Origin of the sequence: Pseudomonas sp. B14-6 (assembly GCF_013260315.1) — a bacterium.
In the GTDB taxonomy this organism is placed as follows: domain Bacteria; phylum Pseudomonadota; class Gammaproteobacteria; order Pseudomonadales; family Pseudomonadaceae; genus Aquipseudomonas; species Aquipseudomonas mandelii.
Map to the genome: position 1 here is coordinate 256,959 of NZ_CP053929.1, position 20,078 is coordinate 277,036.

The 20,078-nt window shown below is 57.5% G+C and carries 16 protein-coding genes; 12 read left to right on the forward strand and 4 right to left on the reverse strand.

All coding sequences use genetic code 11. The annotated features are described in order from the left end of the window. The 3 genes from gcvPA (at position 1) to HP062_RS01135 (ending at position 4,702) form a co-directional block, all read left to right on the forward strand. Positions 1-1,404: an aminomethyl-transferring glycine dehydrogenase subunit GcvPA gene (gene gcvPA / locus HP062_RS01125; RefSeq protein ID WP_172790623.1), complete on the forward strand. Its 1,404-nt coding sequence runs from the start codon at positions 1-3 to the stop codon at positions 1,402-1,404. Continuing rightward, complete coding sequence (gene gcvPB / locus HP062_RS01130; protein ID WP_172790624.1) at positions 1,401-2,957, forward strand: aminomethyl-transferring glycine dehydrogenase subunit GcvPB; 1,557 nt, start codon at positions 1,401-1,403, stop codon at positions 2,955-2,957. Before gcvPA ends, gcvPB begins: the two co-directional genes overlap by 4 nt. A 122-nt stretch (positions 2,958-3,079) precedes the next feature. Then, positions 3,080-4,702 (forward strand): acyl-CoA synthetase, encoded by a 1,623-nt coding sequence (locus HP062_RS01135; RefSeq protein WP_172790625.1) that lies wholly within the window; start codon positions 3,080-3,082, stop codon positions 4,700-4,702. A gap of 409 nt (positions 4,703-5,111) precedes the next feature. On the opposite strand, the gene HP062_RS01140 is transcribed toward HP062_RS01135, so the two are convergent. Further along, on the reverse strand, positions 5,112-5,549 hold the full coding sequence (locus tag HP062_RS01140) for a nuclear transport factor 2 family protein (RefSeq protein ID WP_172790626.1): 438 nt from the start codon (positions 5,547-5,549) through the stop codon (positions 5,112-5,114). Positions 5,550-5,964: 415 nt separating this feature from the next. Here HP062_RS01140 and HP062_RS01145 point away from each other — a divergent pair, with 415 nt between their 5' ends. Next, positions 5,965-6,723 (forward strand): SDR family oxidoreductase, encoded by a 759-nt coding sequence (locus HP062_RS01145; RefSeq protein WP_172790627.1) that lies wholly within the window; start codon positions 5,965-5,967, stop codon positions 6,721-6,723. Between the two features lie 44 nt (positions 6,724-6,767). On the opposite strand, the gene HP062_RS01150 is transcribed toward HP062_RS01145, so the two are convergent. Then, entirely contained in the window at positions 6,768-7,661 is an 894-nt protein-coding gene (locus tag HP062_RS01150; protein ID WP_306163354.1) for a LysR family transcriptional regulator, read from the reverse strand. A 316-nt stretch (positions 7,662-7,977) separates the two neighbouring features. Here HP062_RS01150 and HP062_RS01155 point away from each other — a divergent pair, with 316 nt between their 5' ends. The 5 genes from HP062_RS01155 to HP062_RS01175 all read left to right on the forward strand — a co-directional run bounded on the left by HP062_RS01155 (position 7,978) and on the right by HP062_RS01175 (position 14,452). Then, the gene (locus tag HP062_RS01155; RefSeq protein WP_172790628.1) at positions 7,978-9,018 is read left to right on the forward strand and encodes a helix-turn-helix domain-containing protein; all 1,041 of its coding nucleotides are present in this window, start codon (positions 7,978-7,980) and stop codon (positions 9,016-9,018) included. Positions 9,019-9,100: 82 nt separating this feature from the next. After that, a complete protein-coding gene (gene ucpA, locus HP062_RS01160; protein WP_172790629.1) occupies positions 9,101-9,895 on the forward strand; it encodes an SDR family oxidoreductase UcpA in 795 nt (264 codons plus the stop codon). A gap of 133 nt (positions 9,896-10,028) precedes the next feature. Then, positions 10,029-11,387, forward strand: a complete 1,359-nt coding sequence (locus tag HP062_RS01165) for an APC family permease (protein WP_256666061.1) — start codon at positions 10,029-10,031, stop codon at positions 11,385-11,387. Positions 11,388-11,582: 195 nt separating this feature from the next. After that, entirely contained in the window at positions 11,583-13,559 is a 1,977-nt protein-coding gene (locus HP062_RS01170; protein WP_172790631.1) for a primary-amine oxidase, read from the forward strand. A gap of 395 nt (positions 13,560-13,954) precedes the next feature. Beyond that, positions 13,955-14,452: a hypothetical protein gene (locus tag HP062_RS01175; RefSeq protein WP_172790632.1), complete on the forward strand. Its 498-nt coding sequence runs from the start codon at positions 13,955-13,957 to the stop codon at positions 14,450-14,452. 207 nt (positions 14,453-14,659) lie between these two features. Here the strand turns inward: HP062_RS01175 and HP062_RS01180 are convergent, their stop codons facing one another. Then, a complete protein-coding gene (locus HP062_RS01180) occupies positions 14,660-15,289 on the reverse strand; it encodes a TetR/AcrR family transcriptional regulator (protein WP_172790633.1) in 630 nt (209 codons plus the stop codon). 105 nt (positions 15,290-15,394) lie between these two features. Between HP062_RS01180 and HP062_RS01185 the strand changes: the two genes are divergently transcribed. Together HP062_RS01185 and HP062_RS01190 are read left to right on the forward strand one after the other, a co-directional pair. Beyond that, positions 15,395-16,600 carry an MFS transporter gene (locus HP062_RS01185; RefSeq protein WP_172790634.1) on the forward strand — a complete coding sequence of 402 codons (1,206 nt, stop codon included), beginning with the start codon at positions 15,395-15,397 and terminating at the stop codon, positions 16,598-16,600. 62 nt (positions 16,601-16,662) lie between these two features. Then, complete coding sequence (locus tag HP062_RS01190) at positions 16,663-17,613, forward strand: alpha/beta fold hydrolase (RefSeq protein ID WP_172790635.1); 951 nt, start codon at positions 16,663-16,665, stop codon at positions 17,611-17,613. A 265-nt stretch (positions 17,614-17,878) separates the two neighbouring features. On the opposite strand, the gene HP062_RS01195 is transcribed toward HP062_RS01190, so the two are convergent. Further along, a complete protein-coding gene (locus HP062_RS01195; protein ID WP_172790636.1) occupies positions 17,879-18,775 on the reverse strand; it encodes a LysR substrate-binding domain-containing protein in 897 nt (298 codons plus the stop codon). A 221-nt stretch (positions 18,776-18,996) separates the two neighbouring features. On the opposite strand from HP062_RS01195, the gene HP062_RS01200 reads away from it, so the two are divergent. Further along, positions 18,997-20,073, forward strand: a complete 1,077-nt coding sequence (locus HP062_RS01200; RefSeq protein WP_172790637.1) for an ABC transporter substrate-binding protein — start codon at positions 18,997-18,999, stop codon at positions 20,071-20,073. Positions 20,074-20,078 lie beyond the last annotated feature (5 nt).

Below are 20,078 nucleotides of genomic sequence, written 5' to 3' on the forward strand. Positions count from 1 at the left end.
ATGAGTAATCATGTCGCCCACCCCTACATGGCGAACTCTGTTCCCGCACTCAAGCAGGAGATGCTCGATTCGATCGGTGTCGACAGCATCGAAGAACTGTTCCAGCAAATTCCCGAAAGCCATCGCCTGCAACGTCCGATCAACCTGCCGCCGGCACTGAACGAGAGCGAGCTGCGTCGGCACCTGGTCAGTACGCTATCGAAGAACAAAACGTGCGAGCAAAACCTTAACTTCCTGGGCGCCGGCTGCTGGCAGCACCACGTTCCGGCAGCGTGCGACGAGGTTGTGCGCCGCAACGAGTGGCTGACGTCGGTGTTCGGCGAGCCAAGCTCCGACCATGGCCGCAACCAGGCCTGGTTCGAGTTCTGCAGCCAGCTCGGCGAGCTGCTGAACATGGACCTGGTGGGACTGCCGGTGCGCAGTTGGGGATGCGCTGCGGGCCACGCGATTCGAATGGCCACGCGCATTACCGGGCGCAACGAAGTAGCGGTGGTCCGCGCCATTGACCCGGAGCGGCTTTCGATCATCCGCAACTATTGCGAACCGGTCGACATGCCGAGCCACATCGTCGTACGTCTTGTCGACTATGACCCGGCAACCGGATTGCTCGATCTTGATCACCTTCGCGCCTCGATCGGCGCGCAAACGGCTGCCGTCTATTTCGAAACCCCGTCCTACTTCGGGGTGATCGAACAGCAAGGCGCCGAAATTGCCGCCATTGCCCATGCGGTAGGTGCCGAAGTGATTGTCGGTGTCGACCCTATTTCGCTGGGCGTACTGGCTGCACCGATCGATTTCGGAGCGGACATCGTGGTGGGTACCACGCAGCCGCTTGGGGTGCATATGAATTGCGGTGGCGGCGTCAGCGGTTTCATCGCGACGCGCGACGAAGAACTTTATGCCCACCAGTACCCAACGCTGTTCATCAGCATCGGCGAAACCACCAAACCTGGTGAATATGGTTTTGGCCTGAGCCTGTTCGAGCAATCGTCATACGGCTTGCGTGATAAAGGAAACGATTGGACCGGACACTCGGTGTACATGTGGGCCATCGCCAATGCCGTGTACATGGCAATGATGGGGCCCCAAGGCTTTGAAGACGTGGGCAATGTCATCCTGCAACGAGCTCACTATGCGACGAAGTTGCTGGCTGACATTCCAGGCGTGCGCGTGACGTTTCCAAGCGGTTTCTTCAAGGAATTCGTGGTGAATTTTGACGCGACCGGACTCAGTGTGAAGGACATCAACAAGCGGCTTCTCGCACTCGGGATCTTCGGCGGCAAAGACCTGACACAGGACTTCCCGGAGCTGGGCGCCAGCGCCCTTTACTGCGTCACCGAGATTCACACTCAAGCAGATCTCGAGCGTCTGACCGCTGCACTCAAAAAGGTAATCGCACAATGAACACAACACTCAAGGAATACCACGCTCCCGTCTGGAGCGAACCGGTCATTCTGGAGATGGGCTATCCCGGCCGTCGCGGAGTGATTTTTTCTGACGTGGAAGCCGATGTTCAAGCTGCTGTCGGGAGTGCCGACGGCTTGATTCCCGCGAATATGCGCCGCACGCGCAAACCGGCATTGCCGGAAATGTCCGAGCCCGAGGTGCTGTATCACTATTTGCGCCTGTCACAGCAGACTCTGGGCATGATGAACATCAGCCTGTTCGGCACCTGCACCATGAAGTACAACGCGCAGATCAACGAGGCGATGGCTTGGCGGCCGGAAATCACTCATGTGCATCCGTATCAGGATGAGGACACCCTGCAAGGCGCGTTGGAAGTGGTGCATGGCATGGACACGATCCTGCGCGAATTGTCCGGGATGGATCAGTTCATCTTCCAGGCGGGTGGCGGTGCCGACGCGGCGTACACCAACTGCGCCGTGACACGTGCTTACCACGCGTCCCGTGGCGAACTGGCACAGCGTGACGAGATCATCACCACGATCCAGACCCACCCGAGCAGTGCGGCGACCGCCGCTGCGGCCGGGTTCAAGGTGATTACGTTGATGATCGAGGAGAACGGTTACCCGTCGCTCGAATCCCTCAAGGCCGCCGTGTCTGATCGCACCGCGGCGCTGATGGTGAACAATCCCGATGACATGGGCGTGTACAACCCGGAAATCCGCGAGTGGGTGAGGGTGGTGCACGAGGCGGGTGGTCTGTGCTTCTACGACCACGCCAACTTCAACGGCGCGATGACCAAGATCCGTGCCCGCGAACTCGGTTTCGATGCGTGCATGTTCATGTTGCACAAGACCTTTGGCGCACCGAAAAGCGGGGTCGGCGGCCCAGCGGTGGGTGCCTATGGTTGTTCGGCGGAACTCGCGCCGTTCCTGCCGGCACCGGTGGTGGCGTTCGACGGTGAGCGCTACAGCCTTGATTATGATCGGCCGCAGAGCGCCGGCAAGATCCGTGAATTCTGGGGCAACGTTCCCGTTATCCTCAAGGCCTATGCCTGGTCACGGGCCATGGGTGCTCAAGGCATGGCCGAAGCGTCCGATATCTCGGTTCTGGCCAACAACTACATGGAAAAAGGTCTGCTGGCTATACGCGGCGTAACCCGTTCCCACCCCGAAGCCACAAGTCCGCGAATGGAGATGACGCGCTACAGCCTTGAGCAACTCAAGGAAGACACCGGGGTCGACGTCCACGACGTGCAGAATCGCATGAGCGATTTCGGCATTGATCCGATGTGGAGCAGCCATCACCCGTGGTTGGTGCCGGAGCCTTTCACGCCCGAGGCGGGCGAAATGTATGGCAAGGAGGCGCTGGATACCTGGATCGCCGTGCTCGCGCACATTTCGGACGAGGCCTATTCGAACCCGGAGATCGTCAAGACCTCGCCGCATAACCAAGCTATTCACCGGATGAAAAGCGCGCCCCTGGAAGACCCGCAACACTGGGCAATGACCTGGCGCTCGTACCTGCGCAAAAACAACAAGCAGACTGTCTGAGCCGTTGCAGCGTCCCCCCGATGAGGCGGGGACGTCATCGAAACCTGATCAGAGCTAACAATCAGCCATCGGAGGTTGCCAGCATCGCTACACGGCTGGCGACTTCCCCACAGGAAAACGTCATGTCTATTTTCGAAACGGGCCTGATGCCCTCGTCAGTCAACCATATTGCCCTCTCGCCGCTGAGCTTCATCGAGCGGACGGCCTCTGTCTACGGTCAGTATCCGGCGGTGATCCACGGCGCTGTGCGGCGCAACTGGCAACAAACCTATGAACGCTGCAGGCGCCTGGCCAGTGCGCTCAGCGGGCGGGGCATCGGCAAGGGGGATACGGTGGCGGTCATGCTGCCCAACATCCCGGCGATGCTCGAAGCGCACTTCGGTGTGCCGATGATCGGCGCGGTTCTCAATACCCTGAACATACGCCTGGATGCCCAGGCCATTGCCTTCATGCTGGAGCACGGCGAGGCCAAGGTGTTGATCACCGACCGTGAGTTCCACGAGGTCATCCGTGAGGCCTTGAGCGGGCTCTCCAATCCGCCGCTGGTGGTGGATGTGAACGATCCGGAGTACGGCGAAGGCAGTGCCGTCAGCGCGCTGGACTACGAAGCGTTCCTCGCTGAGGGCGATCCGCAGTTTGCCTGGCAATGGCCCGAGGACGAGTGGCAAGCCATCTCCCTCAACTACACCTCCGGCACCACCGGTAACCCCAAGGGCGTGATTTATCACCACCGCGGCGCCTACCTCAATTCCCTGGGCAATCAGATGACCTGGGCGATGGGCAATCACCCGGTGTATCTCTGGACGTTGCCGATGTTCCACTGCAATGGCTGGTGCTATCCGTGGACCGTCACCGCGTTGGCCGGGATTCATGTGTTCCTGCGCCGGGTCGACCCGCAGAAAATCCTCACACTGATTCACGAACATAGGGTCAGCCATTTGTGCGGTGCGCCCATCGTCCTCAATGCGCTGGTCAACCTGCCGGACTCGGCCAAGACCGCCATCGATCATCCAGTCAATGCCATGGTGGCGGGCGCGGCGCCACCGGCCAAGGTCATTGGCGCGGTGGAGGCCATGGGCATCAAGATTACCCACGTTTACGGGCTCACCGAAGTCTACGGTCCGGTGACCGTGTGCGCCTGGCATGAGCAATGGGATCAGCAGCCACTGGATGAGCGTGCGAAGATCAAGTCGCGCCAGGGCGTACGCTACCCGACCCTCGAAGGGCTGATGGTCGCTGACCCGCAAACCCTGGAACCCGTGCCTTGCGACGGCACCAGCATGGGTGAGATTTTCATGCGCGGTAATACGGTGATGAAGGGCTATCTGAAAAACGCCGAAGCCACGGCCGAAGCCTTCAAGGGCGGCTGGTTCCATACCGGCGACCTGGCGGTTCGTCACCCGGACGGCTATATCGAAATCAAGGATCGCCTCAAGGACATCATCATTTCGGGTGGCGAGAACATTTCCACCATCGAAGTCGAAGGCGTCCTCTATCGCCACCCGGCGGTCCTGGAAGCGGCAGTGGTTGCGCGCCCGGATAACAAATGGGGCGAAACACCCTGCGCGTTTATCACGCTCAAAGTCGGGCATGAGGACACACGAGAGGCCGACGTCATTCAGTTCTGCCGTGAGCATCTGGCGGGATTCAAACTGCCCAAAACAGTGGTCTTCGGCGAGCTGCCGAAAACCTCGACGGGCAAGATTCAGAAGTATTTGTTGCGCGACTGGGCCAAGGCATTCTGACAAGAGCGCCCCCTTGGAAACACCTGCGTGGATCGTATGTTGCACATAGACGGGATCGGCCCACTCCCGTATGACAACGGAGGAGGGCCGGGGACATACCGGCCCGGTCTACAGGTTTCCACCGAGTGTCCGGAACATCCCGCTAACGTTCAGCAGCAATCAGGTGACGCCACAGGGGAACCTTGTCGTGGGCGCGCAGCGGATGTCGGTAGTTCGCGGAGTTCATTGGATTCCGTAGCGTCACCCGCGTCGGTGTCCTCTTGTATCAAGGTATCGCAGGCAAGAAAATCGGCGGGTCGGCACTTCTCGATAGAAGCACCGTCAAGATGAAAGGCATACGTTCTGAAAAATGGCATTTCTGGCCTCCGGTGCAATCCTGATGACAGGTTGATGAACAGCGGCTGGCTGACTACAGCCGGGCATCTTTCTGCGGTTCACTGCCACCCCAATACAGCCACGTCCAACCGTCACCCTTGCGCTGGAAGATCCCGGTCGCAACATATTGGACGACCGTTGGCTCTTCGTTCTCAATCGTGTGACCGTCGATGCGGATTTGTGCCCAGGCAATGTCTCCGCGCATCCAGGACACCACGAGCCGTGGTTCCCAGCGGATGTTCAAGGTGGTCACCCAGGTCACTCCATTCTGTACTGCCTCGGCTCCCATGAAGTTCTCGTCCAGGCCGGAACCGGCGATCGCGACGTCAGGATCGGCGAAGTACTTGGCGACGTCCGAGCCTGGGGTGGAAAACCCCTGCAGAACCTTCGTAATAAACGCATTGAGAGATTCCCGGGTGGCCGTGTCGGTGATCATGGACGGCGACTGGTATCCGGCGAGGCGGTCGATCATAAAAACTCCTGATTGCGTGGGCGTTGTAGGGGTTGTCTTCGGCTGACGGAGATGTGTCTGTCCGTTGCTTCTGGTAGTTCATACGCGGCGTATGTATTCATGTTATTTTGCATACGTCACGTATGTCAAGGTGTATGCATGCCGTATGTTTTTGTGTCAGCCGCAGCCGAGGAAGGTAGAAAGCTGGGGGAAGCCTTTGGAGGAAAACGCTGCCGGCGTGGGGGGAGTGATGCGCGCCAGCACTTTCTACCGGCCGTTTTCACTCATCATTTCGCGGATTTTCATTATCCATAGACATGGATACACAAATTGGATTTAGCCCGTTTCTCTAAGTAATCCGACGGCTTAGAGTGAATTCGCCGGTTTGAAAAGCCGAGCTGAAAACCCCACTACGACCTCAATCGGAGATTCAACGTTGAGCAATAAATTGGCAGGTAAAGTTGCATTGGTCACCGGCGGCTCCACCGGCATTGGTCTGGCTTCGGCCCAGGAGTTTGCCGCACAGGGCGCAACGGTGTTCATCACCGGGCGCCGTCAGGCTGAACTGGATGCGGCGGTCGCGCTGATCGGCGATAAGGCGGTCGGGATCAAGGGCGACGTGGCCAACCTGACTGATCTGGACCATGTGTTCTCGCTGATCGCGGCACAAGCCGGGCATCTCGATATTGTGTTTGCCAACGCGGGCGTTGGCGATATGGCGCCGCTGGGCGAGATCACTGAAGAGCATTTCGAGCACATTTTCGGCATCAACGTGAAAGGCCTGCTGTTCACCGTGCAGAAGGCGCTGCCGCTCCTGAGAAATGGCGGTTCGGTGATCCTGAATGCGTCCACCACCGCCACCAAAGGCACCGAAAACTTCAGCGTCTACAGTGCGAGCAAGGCTGCTGTGCGTAACTTTGCCCGCTCCTGGTTGCTGGATCTAAAGCCGCGCAACATTCGTGTGAACGCCATCAGTCCTGGCCCGGTCACCACGCCAGGTGTGGCAGGTGTGGCAGGTATGGTGCCAGCCGAACAGCTCGATGGCCTGTACGCTCATCTGGCCAGCCTGGTTCCGATGGGGCGTATGGGTGATCCAGGAGAGGTTGCCAAGGCTGTGTTGTTCCTGGCGTCGGATGACAGCAGTTTTATCAACGGCATCGAACTGTTCGTTGACGGTGGTGCTGCGCAAATCTGATGGCGAAGGCATGAGTCAAACACACCCTGTGTGGGTGCTTCACTTCAATGTGGAAAAATGTTCAACCAGCCAATCGATGAACACACGAACCCGATTGCTGAGATGTCGGTTGGGTGGGTAAGCCACATGGAAGGGGTAGGGGCTGGACGCCAGTCCTGAAGGATGGGGACCAATGCCCCGCTCTCGATGTAGTGTTGCACGGCATACGTGAACGTATGGATTACGCCCAGACCCGCTAACCCGGCAGCAATGTGTGCGTTGCTTTCATTGACGCTCAACACGCTGTTACCGATCACTTCGACTTTCTCGTCGCCGCGCTGAAAGGCTGCCGGGACCAGTCGATTGGTTCCAGCCGAGTGATAGCTGACAATGCGATGTGCATTTTCCAGCTCCCGTGGATGATTGGGTTCACCGAAACGTTGCAGATACGCAGGGCTTGCGCAGGTGGTACAGGAGGCCTTGCCCAAGAGCCTTGCCGCCAGCGACTGCTGCGCGATGGGACCGCCGCGAATGACACAGTCGACGTTGTCGCTGATCAGGTCGACAGTCCGATCGCTCACGCCCAGGTCGATCTTGATGTCGGGAAACCGTGCATAGAACTCAGGCAGGGCGGGAATGATCAGCGCGGTCGCCACGGAACCGCCGACATTGACATGGATTTTGCCGCGAGGATTGCACTGCTCGCCTTGAAAGCCGGCATTGATCTCCTCCAGATCCAGGATGACCCTTGCGGTCAGTTCGTAGTATTTCGCCCCGTCTACGGTGACCGTCACACTTCGCGTTGTACGCTGGAGCAAGCGTACTCGCAGAAAACTTTCCAGGTCCTGGATCAGCTTGCTGACAGTCGCCTTGGGCATATCCATAGAGTCCGCGGCCTTTACAAATGAGCCGGCTTCAACGACTCGGGCAAACACACGAATGGCTAAAAGTTGGTTCATGTCGCGTGCTCTCCAGAGGGGTGAGTTCTGCCGCAGTGTAATGCGTCACTGGTCGATAACCGTATGCACATGTCCTGAGCGTGAGATAAATCCCGACTGGCGAGTGATTTTGATGCCACGCGCGGTAAATCCGCGGCCCTCGGCGACCAGCTATCAAATAAATGCGCAATCTCGGGCCCCCGTCCGCAGGCCCGCCGAGTATGGTGTAGATTGAAACCGTAGCCATTGAGCGAAGGACGCGGGGCACAGGCTCGACAGGCGCTGAACAGCGCACTTCGAATGATAAAAAGAACAGAACGCGCCCAGGAGATATGGCATGAGATCGCAATTGATCCAGCAAAAATCTCATCAAGTGGCAAGCCACCCCGGTGGCATCCCACTTTCGGCTGCCAAAGCAGGCTTGCAGTGTATTTCCGTCACCGATGCGAATGTATTGGCGAAATCGTTACCGGAATGGCAGCAGGAATACTTGCAGATCAGCCCAGGGCCGTTTGCCGGCTCGGTCAGCGAAATTTCCGTCGGAGTGGTGCAGATCTTTCGCGAAGTGATCAATCAGTCGGTTGATCAGCATGGGCAGACCTTGCCGGGCAAGTTTGCCTTGGGCATTCCGGTTGCCCTGCGCGGCCGGGGTTTTTGGTGTGGAAAAGAGCTTGATTGCATTGATTCGGTGTTCTTTCTTCGTCCGGACTCCGAACTTAAGTTCAAGACCCCTGGCTACTCGGATATCTACGGCGCCTCCGTAGATGTCGAGGCGTTCAGCCAGTATGCTTTGAATGATGAATTCGAAGACAGAAGTATCATCAGTAGAACCAAAGAAGTCAGTGTACTGGCACCACAGAAGTGCGCCGCGTTCAGACTTGGCTTCGATAGTTTCTTCCGTGCTGTCGAGGCCAACCCGCTTATTCTTCAGTCCGCCTCCGCTAGGAAACAACTGACGTTCGATATCATGCACCTGCTGTTGAGCATGACCGCGGACTTGCCGCTGTCGAAGAAAGCCTATGCAGAGCAATTCATTCACCGTCATGTTGTCGACAGTGCGCGTGATTATATTCTTTCAAGAAAAAGTGAAGCGTTAACGGTGACCGATTTGTGTGAAGGCCTGCGCACCAGCCATCGTTCGCTGCATTACGCATTCAACAAAGTCCTGGGTATCAGCCCGGTGACGTATCTGCGTTATGTACGCCTGAACGGCGTCCGGGCAGACCTTATCGCCAGCGATAAGTCGACCCTGGTCAGTGACGTCGCGTCCAAGTGGGGCTTCTGGCACATGGGCATGTTCAGCGTCTACTACAAACATCTGTTTGGCGAACGACCTTCGGAAACGCTGAAAGTCTATCGTTCAACGCCAGTCATATAACACATCAGTTGTAAACAACAGGCCCGGACATATTGCCCGGGCGTGTGAAGGGTTTCGTTTGCCCAAAAAACTGGAGAGAACCATGAGCAAGTTAACTGGAAGGGTAGCCTTGATTACGGGCGCCTCAAAAGGCATGGGTAAGTCACATGCCACTGTTTATGCAAAATATGGCGCTAACTTGATCCTGGTTGATCTGGATGAGTCAGTTCACGAAGTTGCCGCGGATATTCAAAAGCAATATGGCGTGGAAGTGCTTGCCCAGGTCTGTGATGTCACCGATCCGCAAGCCATGCGGCTGATTGCCGACAAGGGCATGCAGCGCTTCGGCAAGTTGAACGCACTGGTCTGCAATGCCGGTGTGTGCCGTTTCGCCAGGTTTCTCGATTCCAGCGACGCCGAGCTCGACCTGCACATCAACGTCAATATCAAGGGCGCCTGGCATACCGCCCGCGCGGTTCTCCCGCACATGATCGAATCCGGCGGCGGTGCCGTGGTGGTCATGTCCTCCATCACCGGCGACATGACCGCAGACCCCGGTGAAGTGGCCTACGCGCTGTCGAAGTCGGCCCTGATCGGTTTCACCAAAGCGCTGGCGGTCGAAATGGCGCCCTACAACATTCGAGTGAATGCCATCTGCCCGGGTTTTGTGCTGACGCCGATGGCCGATCAGGTCGCACGCCAGGTCAACCCGGATGATCCCGAGTCGGTGCTGGTCGAATTGGCCAAGGCGATTCCCATGAAACGCCTGGCCAGGCCGGATGAAATCGGTGAGTTGTCGGCATTCCTGGCGTCCGAGGAGTCCAGTTACATCAATGGCGCGCAAATTGTGATCGACGGTGCCAGCAGCATTACCGAAACCGTCAGCGTCGGTATTTGATCGGCATTCAACACTTGGCAAGGACGCTCTTTCATCCGATCCGTTCCATTTGATCCATAACAATAAATAGCGTGGAGCATCTGTCATGACAGAGTTTACTGACGCACTGAGTCACAACGAGCCTCGAACTTCCGTGGCACTGCGCGGCAATCTGGGTATTTTTCAAATCACCTTGTTGGTCATCGCAGCCGCAGCGCCTTTAGGGGCGGTGGTGAGTGCGGCACCTATCGGCTTCATGGTCGGCAACGGGCCTGGGCTCGCGGGCGCGTTCCTGGTGGCGGGCTTGATGATGCTGTGTTTCTCGGTGGGCTACGGTGAACTTATTCGCGCGATTCCCGGTGCGGGTGCTTTTTACAAATATCTGTCGGTGGTCTTTGGCGCAAGAGTGGGCGTCGGCGCGGCGTGGGTGGCGTTGGCGTCTTACCTGGCGATAGCGATTTCTCTGGCTACCGTCACCGGTTATTTCACCGATTTGACCATGCAGTCCCTGGGCATCAATTTGGGCTGGAAAACCTGGACGGTATTGGTTATCGCACTGACGGCGTATTTGGGCCGGGCCAACATCGATTTTGCCGCCAAGGTGCTGGTGCCGCTGGTGCTGGCAGAGTTCTTCATGCTGTTTGTCCTGGGCTTGTCCATTTTCATGGATAAGGGCAGCGCCGCGCTGCCATTGCAGGCTATTTCGGTCAGTGCCATAACAGCCCCTGGAATGGGGGTCGGTTTGATGATCGCATTGGCGGCGTTCCTGGGTGTCGAGTCTGCGGCGCTCTACGCAATGGAAGCCCGGCGCCCGGAAAAATCCATTCCGGGTGCTACTCGTCTAGCCGTGGCGTTGGTCGCCGCCACCTACTTTGTGGTGATCTGGTTAGTCGTGGGCGATATTGGTGTCGACACGATCAAGGAGGAGGCCTCAACGGCTCAGGGCGAACTGGTGATCAACTTGTTCTCCAGTCATCTGGGCGGGACGGTTGCAACCATTGTCTCGATCATGTTGTGTACCAGCAACTTTGCTTGCCTGTTATCACTGCATAACGCCGCCACTCGCTACGTCCATGTACTGGCCCAGGACAAACATCTACCGAGCGTTCTGGCGAACACCCATCTGCAAAACAAATCTCCAGCCAACGCGAGTCTGTTCGTCACCGTATTGGTTGCGATATGCATCGCCGTTCCAGCGTCATTGGGTTATGACCCGTTTGTATTTCTTTTTCCGGTAACCCTGGCACTGGGCACGATTGGTTTGATTGGACTCCAGGCGTTTGTTTCGCTGGCGGTCATCGCCCACTTCAAGAAAGTCAGTGATCGGCGCTATTTCAGAATATTGATCAGCCCGCTCTGTGCGTTAGGCGGGCTGAGCGTAGCGGTCTACCTGATCTGCGCGAACTACGGGTTGCTGACCGGAAGTGAATCGGTATGGGTGAATGGCTCGCCAATTCTTCTGCTGGTGCTGTTCTTCTACGGCCTGATCAAAGGCCATTCAAAACGTGTTTGATGCAAACGCCTGTCGGACGTTGTAGCACCGCCCAGGACTTCGCCCACTCCGTTTCTGCCAGTTTGTGTTAATGCGCCTGCGCAAGTTGGCCGCAGCCTTTATGTGGTCGTCATTACCGCAGTGCCGCAGTGCCGCAGTGATCAGCGTGCGCGCGCTTTTTAAGTGAACAGCCCATTTGACTGGAAGAGTACAAACATGACCGTGAATTTAAACTTGACGAGTGCATCACACCCCCTTGATCCACTGTCACTCCAGGAACTTGCTCTGGCGAGCAGCATTCTCAAGCGGGAAAAGAACCTTGGCGATAAGTGTCGCTTTCCCTATCTGCATCTGGCCGAGCCAGATAAACACCAAGTGCTGGCCCATGTTCCGGGCCAACCCATTTCCCGGCGCGCATTTGCGCTGGTCCTGGATAAGTTGACCGGGCATACATTCGAGGCGCTGGTCGATCTCAATAGCCAGACACTTGTCAGCTGGCAGCCACTCGACCTCGACACCCAAGGGCATGCCCCCATCATGATCGAGGAGTTCGACCTGTGTGTGGAGGCCGTGCAAAAAGATCCGGCCTGGCGCGCGGCGGTCAAACGCCGTGGTCTGACCGATGCCGATATTGAAAATGTGCAAATCGATCCGTGGTCATTCGGCCATTTCGGCGACGAAGAGCGCTATCGAGGCAAGCGCCTGATGCGCGGTGTCGCCTTTTACCGCGACAAGCTCACCGACAATGGCTACGCCCACCCGATCGAAGGGCTGGTCGCAATCATTGATCTGAATGCCGGAAAGGTTATCGAACTGCTGGATGACGGCCGCCTGACGCCGATCCCCAAAGCCACGATCAACTACGACTCCGCCTCCCTCGGCCCGCCGCGCGAAGGGCTCAAGCCTTTGCACATCACCCAGCCCGAAGGCGTGAGTTTCACCGTCGACGACTGGAAGGTCAGTTGGCAGAATTGGGAGTTTCGCGTCGGCTTCACCCCCCGTGAAGGGCTGGTCCTGCATCAATTGGGCTACAAGGACGGCGAGGTGGTTCGGCCGATCCTGTATCGCGCCAGTGTCACGGACATGGGCGTGCCCTATTCGGACAACGAGCTGAATCATTACTGGAAATGCGCCTTCGATGGTGGCGAGTACGGGCTCGGTCGGCTGGCCAACCAACTGGAGCTGGGCTGCGACTGCCTGGGCGCGATTCGCTACTTCGATGTGCCCTCGGTGAACGACCAGGGCGAACCCTTTTTGATGAAGAACGCCATCTGCATGCATGAGGAAGATTACGGCACGCTATGGAAGCACTATGAATTTCGCACCGGCGTGTTCGAGATGCGGCGTTCCCGGCGTCTGGTGATCAGCTTCTTCTGCACCGTGGCCAACTACGACTACGGCTTTTTCTGGTACCTCTACCAGGACGGTACCATCGAGCTTGAAGCCAAGCTGACCGGGATCATCCAGACCGCTGCGCTGGCACCGGGTCAACGCCCGGGCAGTGGCGGCGGCATGGTAACTCCGGAGTTCTACGGCCCGACTCACCAGCATTTCTTCAGTGCGCGCTTGCACATGATGGTGGACGGCGAGCACAACTCCGTTACCGAAACCAATTTTCAATCGCGCCCGCAAGGTAAGGGCAACACCTGGGGTAACGTCTTCGACAGTATCACTACCACGTTTACCCATGAACTGGACGCGGCACGGGAGGCCAACGGCCAATCCGGGCGTTTCTGGAAGATCATCAATCCGAACGTCAGGAACGCCGTCGGCAATCATCCGGGCTACAAGCTGATGGCAGAGCACAACCCGGTCATGCTCGCCCAGCCAGACAGCCCGTTCGGCCGCCGCGCCGGGTTTGCCAGCAAGCACTTGTGGGTAACGCCTTACGCCGCGAACGAGCGTTACGGCTCGGGCGACTACCCCAACCAGCACCGTGGTGACGGACTGCCGGTGTACACGCAAAACAATCGCCGGATCGACAATCAGGACCTGGTGGTCTGGCACACTTTCGGCCACACCCACATCTGCAAGCCGGAGGACTTTCCGGTGATGCCTGTGGAATACGTCGGCTTCAAGCTCAAGCCCAACAACTTCTTCAACGGCAACCCGGCCATGGATTTACCGGCGAGCAGGGACCACGCCAGTGTCCAGGACGGCCAAGCGGCCAGTTGCTGCAAACACAACGCCTGATCAGGCCTCAATCGATGAATGCCCAAGTGCTCCGGCGCTTGGGCGGAGGGTGTTGTCATGTCTGAATTATCGGGTTGGGCCTGGCTGGAGTGGGTGACGATAGCCGTGTTTGTTTGCTGGGTGAGCGGGGGACCGAAGGGGTGGAACCGTCAACCTGTATTGCTGGGCGGAGCCGCGCTGGTGTTTTTTCTCGGGATGCAGCCAGCGCTGGACCTGGCTGCGCGTCACAGTGTGTGGTTGCACTGCCTGCAAAGCGCGTTGATTCATCACCTGGCGCCCATACTTCTGTTGTTTGCAGTCGCTCGGGAGCCAGTCAGCCAAGCGAGATTCGTGGGGGGAGGCGGGGTCTGCGAGTGTGGGTGGTCGTGGCTTTCGGGGCAATGAGTGGTGTATGGATGCTGCCACAACTGCATCAAAGACTGATGGACGATGCCACGCTGTATGCGCTGATGAAATGGGGTATGGCGGTAAGCGGGCTGTGGCTCTGTCGGGTCATGGGTCGCTACTGCCATAGCGCGCACATCCCTTCGTACAAACAGTGGTCGTTCAGCCTTGCCGTTGCGCTGCCGCAGCTACTGGTGGGGCTGATGCTGCTGTTCAGTCCGCCGCTGTATCCGATGCCTGTCCAGCCGATGGCGCACCTGCACGGGATGGAGATGACGGCTGGCGGCATGAGCGCGCGACTGGACCAGGCAATCGGTGGTGCACTGATGGGCCTGTCAGCGCTGCTGTTGCTGTGGGCCGATCGCGTTATGCAGCGCAAGTCACGTCGGAGAGGCAGCGCCTGTCCTGCGGCGGTGAATGCCGGAACAAGCGCTTGTACTCTTGGCTGTGTAAAAACGTTTTTTCAGCGCGATTGGATCTCAGTGTTGGACCGGAAATCGCGTTTCTAAGCAAAATCCAGATCGGCTGAGCAACCGATAATTTTCGGATTTCACATCGACGCGCAAACTTCAATTTTGACGAAGCGTTTTTTCACACTCTGGACCCAAAGCGGACATTCTTCAGGTACAACAAGCTCATCAACAGCCAAAGAGCTATCTATACCGATGCGCTTACTGGGAACAGGGTTCGCTGTTTACTGCCGTTTAGGGATTGCCTTAACCAATCGCCGGACGTCCGATACACGACGCATCCCATACCGTCATGATTTGTGTCACCGCGTCATCTATCTGTTTGAGGGGGACGCCGTCTCGGACCAGTACCGAAATCCCCAGCAGGAAGCTGTCAAACACTGTCGCCAATGCTTCGGGCACAACCGTGGGTGACAGCTCCCCGGATGCGATAGCGCGTTCGACACACGCCACCATCCCTTCACGGTTCAAGGATCTCGCGTCAGCCAGCGGCTGGGAGATGGCTTTGCTTTCATCCGTGCAGGCACTCAGCAGACCCAGCGCCACCAGGCATCCTGTCGGGTGGTCGGTCTCACACTGCATTTTCGCGGAGCGCCGCAGCGTGAGTTCGATTGACTCTCTCGGAGATAGCGTGGTGTCAAACAGGCTATCGGTCACCCGGCCGTGGGTGTTCAGATAACGTTCCATCACTTCATTGAATAGCGCCTGCTTTGAGCCGAATGCCGCGTAGAAGCTGGGTGCGGTGATGCCGCCGCCGATATGTGCCTTGAGCTGGCTGAGGGATGTTGCGTCATAGCCGTGCTCCCAGAACAAATGCATTGCCTGATTAATCGCCACGCCACGGTCAAAGGTGCGTGGACGTCCCATCTGTGCCATGTGAACCTCCTTTAGATCACTTAAATACTAATCGATATATAAGTCGTTGACTACATCGTGGCACACCTCCATATTATACCGATCGGTATATATGTGAGGTGGCAAATGACTAAAGATGAGCAACAGAGCGGAAAGCTTCCGCTTGGGGCCCTGCTTGCACTGGCGATGACGGGTTTCATTTGCATTGTCACTGAGACCTTGCCAGCAGGTTTGCTACCCGAAATCGGCAGTGGCCTGGGTGTCTCTGCGTCTCTGGCCGGACAGATGGTGACTGTCTATGCGTTGGGGTCGTTGCTGGCAGCAATCCCGCTGACCATTGCCACGCAAAGCTGGCGCCGCAGGACGGTGCTGCTGGTGACGATTGTCGGCTTTCTGGTATTCAACTCCCTCACGGCGCTGTCTTCCGATTACTGGCTGACGCTGATTGCACGGTTTTTCGCCGGGGTTTCAGCGGGGCTGGCCTGGAGCCTTATCGCGGGCTACGCACGGCGCATGGTCGCCCCTTATTTGCAGGGGCGCGCATTGGCGGTGGCGATGGTGGGTACGCCCATCGCGTTGTCGTTGGGGGTGCCGATGGGAACCTGGTTGGGTGGATTCATGGGCTGGCGCATGGCCTTTGGATTGATGTCTGGCATGACCCTGGTGTTGATCGTTTGGGTGCTGATCAAAGTACCGGATTACCCAGGCCAATCATCCTCACAGCGCATGCCGTTACGCCAGGTGTTTTTCACCCCAGGCGTCCGCTCGGTATTGGCTGTCGTCTTCACCTGGATGCTGGCTCACAACATTCTTTACACCTATGTCGCGCCTTTCGTTTCCAAGGCTGGGCTGAACAGTGACGTCGATTTGGTCTTGCTCACATTTGGTGTCGCGGCGCTGGCCAGCATCTGGCTCACGGGCCGACTGGTCGACCGGCACCTGCGAACAACCGTGCTGGCCAGCCTTGCAACCTTCGCAGCGGTTTCGATTTTCCTCGGCGTGTTCTCAGGCTCCGCCGCAGCCATCTACGTGGGTGTCTTCATGTGGGGGCTGACCTTTGGTGGCGCGGCCACCCTGCTGCAAACAGCACTCGCCGACGCCGCAGGCAAGGGCTCTGACGTGGCGCTCTCCATGAACGTAGTGGTCTGGAACAGCGCTATTGCCGGCGGTGGACTGCTGGGTGGCGTGTTACTCGGCCAATGGGGAACGAGTGCATTTCCTGGCGTCTTGCTGGCGTTGCTATTGATCAGCCTGGCCATTGCATTTCGGGCACGGGCGCATGGTTTTCCGCAAGGTCAACGGCACACCACTCAGGCGATCCACGGTCATTGATCGGGGGATAGCACGCCTGCGCACAGTCGTAATTTTCAGCCATAACTCGATGGAGAAATAAAATGAAAAAGCGCATTAGATTGGCACTCGCAGCAGTCGCAATCACCCTGGCTTTGCCATGCTTGGCTCAAGCGGCAGAGTTTCCTGTTCCAGCAGGATTCAAGAGTGAATTCAAAACCATAGACGGCGTTAGGCTCCACTATGTGAAGGGCGGTTCCGGGCCTTTGGTTTACCTGGTCCACGGATTTGGTCAAGCCTGGTATGAGTGGCACAGCTTGATGCCCGAACTCGCGAAGACTCACACCGTAGTTGCGGTGGATTTACCGGGCCTGGGCGAGTCGGAACCGCCCAAGACCAGTTACTCCGGCACTGACGTCTCGAAATATCTGTTCGCCCTCGCGACACAGCTAAGCGGGAACCAACCGTTTGACTTGGTTGCGCATGACATCGGTATCTGGAACACCTATCCCATGGCAGTCACCCACCAAAGTCAGATAAGGAAACTGGTGTACATGGAGGCGCCGATTCCCGACAAGCGCATTTACGATTTTCCGGCATTCTCACCACAGGGTGAGTCGCTGGTCTGGCATTTCAGCTTCTTTGCCGCTGGCCACCAATTGGCCGAAAAGTTGATCACCGGGCATGAAAAATTGTTCCTATCGCACTTCATCAAAGAACACGCGACCAACAAGGATGCCTTTACGCCCGAGCTGCTGGATCTTTACGCCACGTCATACGCCAAGCCCCATACGTTGAACGCGTCGTTCGAATACTACCGAGCGCTTAACCAATCGGTCACTGAAAACGTCGAGCTGTCGAAGACCTCCCTGAACATGCCCGTGCTGGCAATCGGCGGTGGAGGGCACGGCGGAATGGGGCAATTTCAAGTCGATCAGATGAAAGAGTACGCGACCAATGTACAAGGCCAGGTCTTGCCCAATTGCGGGCACTGGTTGCCGGAGGAATGCTCCGCTGAATTGAATCCTCTGGTGGTCAAATTCTTGAATAACTGAAGGATATTCTTGATGCGTAAGGTGGCTGCTATTTGAGGCGTGGCGGCCACCGGTGTGAACCGCGGTCGGGGCTTGGCGCATGTCCGCTTTTGGCCGATCTCTGCCGTTCACGTATTAGCAGAGTTTCTCTGTTGAACTGTTCAGCAGATAGCTGCGTCAGACGCAAAATCATGTCGAGCGGACGCCGTGTCCAAAGTCGAAATAAAAGCCTTATCTATCCTGTTTGAAAAACTCCGGGTCTATCCCTATTGCCCGCGATCGACTTCTAAATAGAGTTCAGCGAGTCTCTGTAATACGTCTTCAGCGTATCGGCGAATTCCTCGGCCAGTCGCGTCCTTGACTGGGCTGTCGGCCAGATCAAGTAGGTTGGAAATAGGATGTCCGGTCTGAACGGTCTAATCACGATATCCCGATGCTGATAATCCTTGGCGACCAATGGATGGGCGAGGGTGATGCCCATGCCGAGCGCAACCATTTCGCAGTTGATCGCGCTGTATTGCGCTTCGACTGCCATCACCCGTTCGACGCCAGCTTGCTCGAACAAACCATCCACCAATGAGCGTGTGCCATCGCCATGACAGAGCGAAATGAATGCTTGCCCTTCGAGGTCTTCGTAGGTGATCTGCGAGCTTTCTGCCAGCACATGTGAGCGCGGCAACACGCACACGGCCGCTATTTCGGCGAGCAACTCGACCTGTTGACTGTTGACGTCGCCGGGATGAACCACGATGCCGAGGTCGCAAAACTGCGATTTCACCCATTGCTCCACCGTCGGCGAAGAGTTCACGTGCAACGACACCGTGAGCTCCGGGCGTGAATCGGTGAAGTGCTTGATCACCCCGGGAAGCACGCTCATGCCCGTTGAGGGCACGGCCGCCACGCGCAAACGTCCGGTGCCCAGATTGCGGATGTTCTTCGCCGAATGCTTGAGACTGTCGAGGCCGACATAAGCGCGTTCCACTTCATGAAAGAACGCCTGACCCTCCTGAGTCGGAATCAGCCGCACTCCCGCGCGTTTGAACAGGGTCAACCCGGTGCTCAGTTCCAGTTGTGCAATCAGCCGACTGACATTGGGCTGCGAGGTATACAGCACTTCCGCCGCGGCGGTCATGGAACCCAATCGCATGACGCTGCGGAACGCTTCTATCTGCCTGAGATTCATGCCGACCATCCATATCAAATATGAATAACTAACCCGGATATTGTGATTTGACCACATGGATAGTGCATCGCAATACTCCAGACCAGCAACCCATAGCGCACATGAAGATGCGCCATCCCGTGATGTATTCGCCGGGACATGCACCACGGTGCATGGCTTCGATTGACACCGAAGCGACTGACGCATTGTTCGATCTGCCCCACGCACTTCGGAGATAGTCTGTGAATAACCCTAACTCGACCTTGATCACGCCGTCGTTTCGCCCTCTAACCCGCATCGCCACTGCTGTCGCTGTCGCCCTTGTCGGGCTGGGCAGTGGCGCCGCATTCGCCGAGCCGACGCTGTATGTCGCGGGTGTCGGCGGTTCCACCGAGCAGATGTACAAGACTCAAGTCATCCCCGCGTTCGAGAAACAGCACAACGTCAAAGTGGTTTACGTCGCAGGCAACTCCACCGAAACCCTGGCCAAACTGCAGGCTCAGAAAGGTCGTCAGCAGATCAATGTGGCGATGATGGACGATGGGCCGATGTACCAGGCACTCCAGTTGGGCCTGTGCGAAAAACTCAGCGATGCTCCCGTCTACAAAGACCTCTATCCGCTGGCGCGACTCAGCCCTGAAGCAACCGCTGTCGGCATGGTCGCCACTGGCATTGGTTACAACGAAGAGGCGTTCAGGAAACGTGGCTGGGCACCACCCGATTCCTGGGAAAACCTGACCGACCCACGCTACAAGCAATTGCTTGGCATGCCGCCAGTCACCAACACCTACGGCTTGCACACCCTGGTGGAAATGGCCCGTCTGCGCGGCGGGGGTGAAAAGGACATCGACCCCGGCTTCAAGGCGCTCAAAGATGAAATCGGCCCGAACGTACTGGCCTGGGTATCGGCGCCCGGTGAAATGGACGGGATGATGCAGAACGGTGACGTGGTCATGGCGGTGTATGGCAGTGGTCGTGCGGTGGCGCTGCAGGAGACCGGTTTCCCCCTCAAATTTATTTACCCCAAAGAAGGCGCGATTGCTTTGCAGGTCGCCGCTTGTGGCATCACGCCCAACGCGCAGCCCGAACTGTCGCAGCAATTCATTCAGTACGTGTTGTCACCTGAAGTGCAGAAAATCCAGGCCCGGCAAAACGGTTTCGCCCCGGTCAACCAGACCGTCACCCTCGAGCCGGACATTGCCGCACGCATGCCCTATGGCCCGGAGAAGGTCAATGCGTTGATCAAAGTCGACTGGGACACGATCAACCCGCAGCGCAGCGAGTGGACGACGCGCTGGAATCGCACGGTCGAACGCTAGCCGCT

Coding starts and splice junctions, on each gene's coding strand:
- gcvPA (WP_172790623.1), top strand. CDS start 1: ATGAGTAATCATGTCGCCCACCCCTACATGGCGAACTCTGTTCCCGCA.
- gcvPB (WP_172790624.1), top strand. CDS start 1,401: ATGAACACAACACTCAAGGAATACCACGCTCCCGTCTGGAGCGAACCG.
- HP062_RS01135 (WP_172790625.1), top strand. CDS start 3,080: ATGTCTATTTTCGAAACGGGCCTGATGCCCTCGTCAGTCAACCATATT.
- HP062_RS01140 (WP_172790626.1), bottom strand. CDS start 5,549: ATGATCGACCGCCTCGCCGGATACCAGTCGCCGTCCATGATCACCGAC.
- HP062_RS01150 (WP_306163354.1), bottom strand. CDS start 7,661: ATGAACCAACTTTTAGCCATTCGTGTGTTTGCCCGAGTCGTTGAAGCC.
- HP062_RS01155 (WP_172790628.1), top strand. CDS start 7,978: ATGAGATCGCAATTGATCCAGCAAAAATCTCATCAAGTGGCAAGCCAC.
- ucpA (WP_172790629.1), top strand. CDS start 9,101: ATGAGCAAGTTAACTGGAAGGGTAGCCTTGATTACGGGCGCCTCAAAA.
- HP062_RS01170 (WP_172790631.1), top strand. CDS start 11,583: ATGACCGTGAATTTAAACTTGACGAGTGCATCACACCCCCTTGATCCA.
- HP062_RS01175 (WP_172790632.1), top strand. CDS start 13,955: ATGCTGCCACAACTGCATCAAAGACTGATGGACGATGCCACGCTGTAT.
- HP062_RS01180 (WP_172790633.1), bottom strand. CDS start 15,289: ATGGCACAGATGGGACGTCCACGCACCTTTGACCGTGGCGTGGCGATT.
- HP062_RS01185 (WP_172790634.1), top strand. CDS start 15,395: ATGACTAAAGATGAGCAACAGAGCGGAAAGCTTCCGCTTGGGGCCCTG.
- HP062_RS01190 (WP_172790635.1), top strand. CDS start 16,663: ATGAAAAAGCGCATTAGATTGGCACTCGCAGCAGTCGCAATCACCCTG.
- HP062_RS01195 (WP_172790636.1), bottom strand. CDS start 18,775: ATGAATCTCAGGCAGATAGAAGCGTTCCGCAGCGTCATGCGATTGGGT.